General features: G+C 75.5%; 6 protein-coding genes and 1 pseudogene. 2 read left to right on the forward strand and 5 right to left on the reverse strand.

Annotation, left to right across the window (positions count from 1 at the left end; all coding sequences use genetic code 11):
- Nucleotides 1-37: 37 nt before the first annotated feature.
- From L1885_RS21350 to L1885_RS21370, 5 genes are read right to left on the reverse strand one after another with little or no spacing between them, the layout of a single operon-like run.
- Nucleotides 38-958, reverse strand: a complete 921-nt coding sequence (locus L1885_RS21350; protein WP_235798782.1) for an STM4011 family radical SAM protein — start codon at nucleotides 956-958, stop codon at nucleotides 38-40.
- A 7-nt stretch (nucleotides 959-965) separates the two neighbouring features.
- Nucleotides 966-2,309 carry an STM4012 family radical SAM protein gene (locus L1885_RS21355; protein WP_235798783.1) on the reverse strand — a complete coding sequence of 448 codons (1,344 nt, stop codon included), beginning with the start codon at nucleotides 2,307-2,309 and terminating at the stop codon, nucleotides 966-968.
- Nucleotides 2,306-3,118 carry an STM4013/SEN3800 family hydrolase gene (locus L1885_RS21360; protein WP_235798784.1) on the reverse strand — a complete coding sequence of 271 codons (813 nt, stop codon included), beginning with the start codon at nucleotides 3,116-3,118 and terminating at the stop codon, nucleotides 2,306-2,308. The genes L1885_RS21355 and L1885_RS21360 overlap by 4 nt, the downstream gene beginning before the upstream one ends.
- Nucleotides 3,119-3,125: 7 nt before the next feature.
- Entirely contained in the window at nucleotides 3,126-4,235 is a 1,110-nt protein-coding gene (locus L1885_RS21365; RefSeq protein ID WP_235798785.1) for an STM4014 family protein, read from the reverse strand.
- 7 nt (nucleotides 4,236-4,242) lie between these two features.
- Nucleotides 4,243-5,178, reverse strand: coding sequence for an STM4015 family protein (locus L1885_RS21370; protein ID WP_235798786.1), 936 nt, complete (start codon nucleotides 5,176-5,178; stop codon nucleotides 4,243-4,245).
- 215 nt (nucleotides 5,179-5,393) lie between these two features.
- Between L1885_RS21370 and L1885_RS21375 the strand changes: the two genes are divergently transcribed.
- Nucleotides 5,394-5,723, forward strand: coding sequence for a DUF8820 family protein (locus L1885_RS21375; RefSeq protein ID WP_235798787.1), 330 nt, complete (start codon nucleotides 5,394-5,396; stop codon nucleotides 5,721-5,723).
- 138 nt (nucleotides 5,724-5,861) lie between these two features.
- Nucleotides 5,862-6,293 (forward strand): annotated as a pseudogene (locus L1885_RS21380) (hypothetical protein); the annotation flags it as partial.

Below are 6,293 nucleotides of genomic sequence, written 5' to 3' on the forward strand. Positions count from 1 at the left end.
ACGGGCCCCGCGCCCGCGTTCACGGGCCCCGTGCCCGTCAGGAGCCCGGCACGAGCGGCAGCGGACCGGGCGCGCCCGCCGGGCCGGGCGGGGCCGGCGGCCCGCCCGGGACGGGCATCCGGGCCGGGATCCGCTCCAGCACGCCGCCCGCGAACACGTCGTACAGCGGCAGCGTCTCCAGGTGCACGTAGCCGATGTGGCAGTCGCACACGGCGAGCGGGCAGGCCCGCGGCCGCAGCGCCCGCCGGTAGGAGCCGTCGTACAGGTTGCCCAGCTCCGCCGGCACGAAGTGGCACCGGCGCACGGTGCCCGCCCCGTCCACCGAGACCACCGACTCGCCCGTGCGGCAGGGCAGGCCCGCGGAGCGGTGCGGGGTCCTGCTGTACGGGAACAGGGCGTCGAGCGCCGTCCAGCGGGCCGCCTCCTCGTCGGTGTACACGTGCCCCTCGGCCGCGTTCACCCACAGGTACACGTGCCCCGGGAGGTCGGCGCGCAGCCTGCGCGCATGCGGCAGGTGCTCCGGCAGCCCCACGATCCCGACGCTGAAACGCACGCCCCGCTCACCGAGCTCCCGGCACTTGGCGAGGAAGCGGTCGTACGGCGTCTGTCCGGGATGGTAGGTGCACCACAGCGCGAGCGTCGCCGGGTCGGCGTCCGCGGTCCACTGCGTGCGGCCGCTCAGATTCGTCTGGATCGCCACCCGCGCCACGTGCGGCAGATGCGACAGCTCGGTCAGGGCCCGCCGGTACCAGGACCGCACGAGGCCCTCGCCCCACGGCGTGAACAGCAGGGAGAGCCGGTCCCCGGTCGCGCCGGCCGCCCAGCCCGCGAACCGCTCCAGGGCGGCGCGGTCCGTGCGCAACTGCTCGGGGGAGTCGCGCCGCTTCGCGAAGGGACAGTACGGGCAGTCGTAGTCGCACGAGGCGAGCGGGCCCCGGTACAGGACGGTCAGATCCACGGGCGCCTCACCTCGGCTCGTACGCGGCCATCGCGGACCGCACGGCGGGGGAGAACAGGGCCGGGCCGAGCGCGTCCGAGTGGGCGAGACCCTCCGGGCTCAGGCGCAGCGTTCGCTCGTCCGCCGCTGCCCCGTCGAGCCAGCCGCGCCGGGCGAAGTCCCCGAGCTCGGCCGGGAAGTCGTCCCCGGGTCCGGCACCGAACCGGTCCCGGTACTCGGCCACGTCCAGGCCGGCGGCCTGGAGCAGGGACTGCAGCAGGTGGCGGCGGCGCGGCTCGTCGCCGTCCGGCTCGACGCGGAATCCGTGGTGGGCCCTGCTGAAGTCGGCCGTCTCGGTGTACCGGTCGATGATCGTGCGGATCTCGGACATGTCCACGGCGTAGTCGAACGAGTAGTGCAGGCGGGAGGTGTACGAGCGGGCGCCGCACCCCAGCCCGATCATCCCGTCGGTCTGGCAGGCGTGGTCCCCGGGCCCGCGCTCCGGCGCTCCCGGCCGGCGGAACATCCGCATCGACACCTGCTCGTAGCCCTCCGCGAGCAGCAGGTCGCGGCCGTGGCGGTACAGGCGCAGCCGCTGGGCGTCCCACTCGGCCTCGCCCGGCTGCCCGCGCCGGCCGAGGCCGGTGCGCGGGCGCACGTACAGCGGGTAGAGGTAGAGCTCCTCGGGCCGCCAGGCGAGTGCGGCCCGCAGCGAGTGGCGCCAGCTCTCCTCGGTCTGCCCGTCGATCCCGTAGATGAGGTCGATGTTCAGCACGGGTATGCCCGCGTCGCGGATGCGCCCCAGGGCGGCCTCGACGTCGGCCCGGTGCTGCGGGCGCACCGCCGCCCGCGCCTCCTCGTCGACGAAGCTCTGCACGCCCAGGCTCAGCCGGGTGGCGCCCCGGGCCGCGAGGACGGCCAGCCGGTCGGCGGTGGCCGTGGCGGGCGAGGCCTCCACCGACAGGGGGACCGCGCGCAGGTCCGCCCCCATCCGCTTCTCCGCGATGTCGCAGAGCCGCTCCAGCTCGCCCGCCGTCAGGAAGGTCGGCGTGCCGCCGCCGAACGCGGCCGCCGCGAAGCGCACGGGCTCCGCGTCGCCGAGGGCCTCGCGCACCGCGACCGCCTGCCGCTCCAGCGCGTCCAGATAACGGGAGGTCAGCTCGTCGGGCGCGCCGATCCGCGTGAACAGGTTGCAGAAGCCGCAGCGCACCTCGCAGAACGGGACGTGCAGATAGAGCGAGAGCGCGTCGCGCCGCTCGCCCGCCCAGACGTCCCGCAGCGCGGGCGCCTCGCCGAGGGGGCGGTACGCGGTCTTGTGCGGATAGGCGTACACGTAGTTCTGGTACGGACGCGGCGCCGCGTCGTCGTTCATGGGGCCGTCCCGTGGTCGAGGAAGAAGTGGGCGTAGGGCACCGTCCACACGGAGGGGTGGCCGATGCGGTGGCCGCTGAACCCGCCGTCGCCGTACGCCGTGCCGTGGTCGGAACAGACCATGGCGAAGCAGCGGCGACGCGCGCTCATCGCGGTGAACAGGCGACCGATGTGCCGGTCGACGTACTCCAGGGCCGCCGCGTGGCTGGCCCTGCTGTCGCCGGCCGCGGCGGTGGCGCCCGGCAGGTGGAACCAGTTCGGCTGGTGCAGCGCCGACACGTTGACGAAGAGGAACAGCCGCTGCCCGGGCGGGAGGCCGGCCACGACCCGCTCGGCCCGGTCCACCTGCGCCTCGAACGAACGGGGCGACGTCACGCCGAACTCCGGCTCCCAGTGCGCCTCCTGGAACATGCCCGGCAGCACCGAGCCGAGCGGGCCGAGCCGGTTGAAGAACCCGACACCGCCCAGGCACACCGTGCGGTAGCCCGCGGCCGCGAGCCCGGAGACGAGGTCCGGGCCCTCGAATACGTACGTCCCCGCCGCCGTGGACTCGCTGCCCGGGAAGCGCGCCGCGAACAGCCGGGGATGGGGCCCCTGGCGGGCGGGCGTGGGCAGGAACCCGGCGAACATCGCCTGGTGCGACGCGTAGGTGAAACTGCCCGGCGCGTGCCGCTCCTCCCACCGGCCGCCGGGCAGCCGCCGGGCCAGTTCGGGCGTCCGCCCGGCGGCGGCGAGTTCCTGCGCCACGTCGTGGCGCAGGGTGTCCAGTGTGACGAGCAGCAGGTCGTCGCGGCCGACGACCTCGTTCATGTCCGGCTCAGGCCCCGGCACGGGCACCCCGCAGCGGCCGGACGGCGAGCTGGGCACCGTACGTGTCGAGTCCCTCGGCGGGCGTCCCCGGCAGGCCGGTCAGCCCCGGCAGCAGGTCGCCGAACGCGTTGACCTCGCACACGGCGAAGCCCCGGCCGCGATCCAGCGGCAGCAGGTCCACCCCCACGCAGTGCGTGCCCGGGAAGCGGGCCGCCGCGTCCTCGCACAGGCGCAGCGCGTCGTCCAGGACGCCGCCGGCCGTCGCCGCGAGCTGCCGGGCGTCCGCCAGATCGCCCCGGGCGCCGCCGAGGTGCAGGTTGGTCATGGGGGAGCTGCCCGTACGGACCACGAGGTGCGTCGCCCGGCCGCCGACCACGACGACCCGCAGGTCCGCGTTGCGGCCGCGCAGCCTGGCCTTGGGCAGCCACTGCTCCACGTGCAGGCCGTCGGGCGCGAGCGCGTCGACGATCGCGGCGACGTCCCGTTCGGAGCGGTAGGCGCGCACCCGCAGCGAGTTGTGCAGATGGCCCGAGGGGGCGCGTTCGACCGACGTGATCGCCCGCACCCGCCCGCCGCCCGCCGTCTCCACCGCGAGCACGCCCGACGCGGACGAGCCGTGCGCGATCTTGACGAACGCCCGGCGCAGCCCGGCGCCCGCCATCAGCGACCGCACGTCCTCCCAGCCCCGCACCCGGGGGGCTCCAGGGCCCGAGGTGGGGGAGGCGGGGACGGTCACCCCGCCCCGCGCCAACTCCCCGTGGCACCACCGCTTGTCGAACAGCACCGCCAGCTCCTCCGGGTCGTCCAGCAGCACCGCGCCGGCGTCCGACGCGGCCCGCCCGAGCCGCCGGACCGCCGCCGTCACCCCCGCATACCAGCGTGCCGTGCCCTCCACCCGGGTCGGCTCGACGCCGCCCCGCAGCAGCCGGTCCACCTCGGCGTCCTCGCCGGGCGAGTCGACGCGGACCGTGTCGTCCGAGGTGAACGCCGAAGGGGCACCGCGCAGGACGTCGGCCCAGGGCACGAGACGCGCCGGCGGCAACCCGGCCGCCGCCACCGCCGCCCCGAACAGCGCCACCCGCCGGCTGCCGGGGACGCCCACCACCACAAGAGTCATGGCGGCGTCACTCGGACACGGCGACGTAGCGCTCGTCGTCGTCCCCCGCGTCGTCGTCGTCGAGGTCCACCTCCACCCCGGCCGCGGCGAGTTCCCTGTTCAGACGCTCCTGGACGGGTTCCGACAGGTAGTGGTGCGAGAGGTCCAGCTTCTTCAGATGGGTCAGCGGCTGCCCGGACAGCAGGGCCTCGGCGCCCGCGTCCCCGAGCGTGCCCATCGACAGGTCCAGCGTCTCCAGCCGGGCGACGACCGGAGCGGACGCGCACGCCATCGCGATCTCGTCCTGCAACTCGCTGTTGTGCAGGGCCAGGTGGCGCAGCGCGGGCAGGCCCTCGCCGGACAGGAACGGAGCGAGATCCGCGACCTCGACCGTGCCGCCGTAGTACTCGACACCCAGCCACAGGTCGAGCCGCTCCAGTGCGGGCAGCGTGCTCGCGGCGATGCCCCGCACCACGGAGGCGTCCAGTCCGCCCGTCTCGAGGACCAGCGTCCGCAGGGACGCGTGCTCGACGGGCGCGAACTCGAGATCCTGGCCACCCCGGGCGCCGAAGACCTCGAGGCGGGGGAAGGCCTGCAGCAGCGGCGCCACCTGGCCCTGGTGGATCCAGGAGATCTCGCACTCGTCCGCCTCGATGTCCCCGAGGAACAGGGCCCGCAGGGCGGTCAGGCGGTCGCTCGCCTCCACCAGCGGCTTGACGACCTCGTCCGGTCCCGTCTCGTACACGTCGCTCCAGGCCCCGACGATCAGCGCCCGCACCCGCGAGAGGTCGACCGTCTCCGCGAACCGGGCGAACTCCTCCTCCCACGAATGCTCCGCCTCGTAGGCCTCGACGCGCACGCGCCAGGCCACCGAATCGGCCGGCGGCAGCTCCGTACCGGCCCCGGGCTCGGGGAAGTCGAAGGTGGGAAGGCCGTGGAAGTCCTCGAGGATGTCCATGGGCATGGCGATGGCTCCAGAAAGCGGGCGGCACCGAGTCGGCCGACGATGCAGCAGTTCTACCAACTGCCACTGACAGCACCGGTGGCCGGGCGGCTCCACCAGTGCGCCGCGCCCGGCGACGCGGTGCGCCGCCCGCGGCCGAGGGCGATTGTCCGACCCACCCCCTAGCGTCTTCGGCAGGTCGGGGCGCACTCGGTGCCCCGGTGGAGGGGAGAGCCATGTTCCGGCAGGGAGACGTGCTGATCGTGCCCGTCGCAGAGGACGCGGTCCCGGGGCGCACCGCCGCCTCGGACGGCGAGCCGCGCGACGGGCGGGGCCGCCTGGTGCTCGCACTCGGCGAGGTCACCGGGCACGCGCACGCGGTCGTGGGCCCGGGCCGCCTGGTGCGCGAGAGCGACGACCCGGCGGCGCCGATGTTCCTCCATCTGCCGCAGGGCGGACGGGTGGTGCACGAGGAGCACGCCGTGATCGCCCTGCCCGCGGGGTGGTTCAGGGTCGTGCGGCAGCGCGAGTACGTGCCGGGAGCGGTGCGCCTCGTCGCGGACTGAACCCGGACGGGGCGAGCGGGAGCGGAGCGCCCGGGCCCGATGCCGGAGGGCCGGCGGCGGCGAGGTCCGGCGAGGAGGGACGCGGCGGCGCACCGCGGGCCGGGGGCCGTCGGCAGTGGTCGGTGAGCGGCCGAGGGCGTGACGTATCTGACGGGGACGGCGCAGATGGCGAAGACGATCGGGATGACAGGAGCGACGGGGATGACGGGCACGGCGGACACGAGCGTGACGAGCGTGGCGAGTGGGACGAGCAGCACGACCGTGACGAGCGGGACGGTGGACGGGAGCCGGGGCGGGCCGGCGGCCGACGGGAGGACCGGGAGCGGCGCGCCGGTCGCCGCGCGGGAGGCGGTTGAGGCGCTGAAGCGGTGGCGCCGCGCCGGCATGTCGACGGCACCGGCCGACCGGCCCGCGGCGGAGCGCGGCATACGCCTGGCCTACCGCCTGGCGGGCCTGCCGGAGCCGGGCACGGTGGTCTGGGCCGACTCGCCTCGTGCCGGGGTCGAGGCGGTGCGGCGACTGGCGGACCCGGGCAGGTCCGTGCGCGACGAGGTGCGCACCAGGCCCTGG

The sequence above is a fragment of the Streptomyces fuscigenes genome (assembly GCF_021556455.1).
Classification (GTDB): Bacteria; Actinomycetota; Actinomycetes; order Streptomycetales; family Streptomycetaceae; genus Streptomyces; species Streptomyces fuscigenes.

Bases quoted from the DNA above. Each gene is read 5' to 3' on its own strand.
- L1885_RS21355 (WP_235798783.1), bottom strand. From the start codon at position 2,309: ATGAACGACGACGCGGCGCCGCGTCCGTACCAGAACTACGTGTACGCC.
- L1885_RS21360 (WP_235798784.1), bottom strand. From the start codon at position 3,118: ATGAACGAGGTCGTCGGCCGCGACGACCTGCTGCTCGTCACACTGGAC.
- L1885_RS21365 (WP_235798785.1), bottom strand. From the start codon at position 4,235: ATGACTCTTGTGGTGGTGGGCGTCCCCGGCAGCCGGCGGGTGGCGCTG.
- L1885_RS21370 (WP_235798786.1), bottom strand. From the start codon at position 5,178: ATGCCCATGGACATCCTCGAGGACTTCCACGGCCTTCCCACCTTCGAC.
- L1885_RS21375 (WP_235798787.1), top strand. From the start codon at position 5,394: ATGTTCCGGCAGGGAGACGTGCTGATCGTGCCCGTCGCAGAGGACGCG.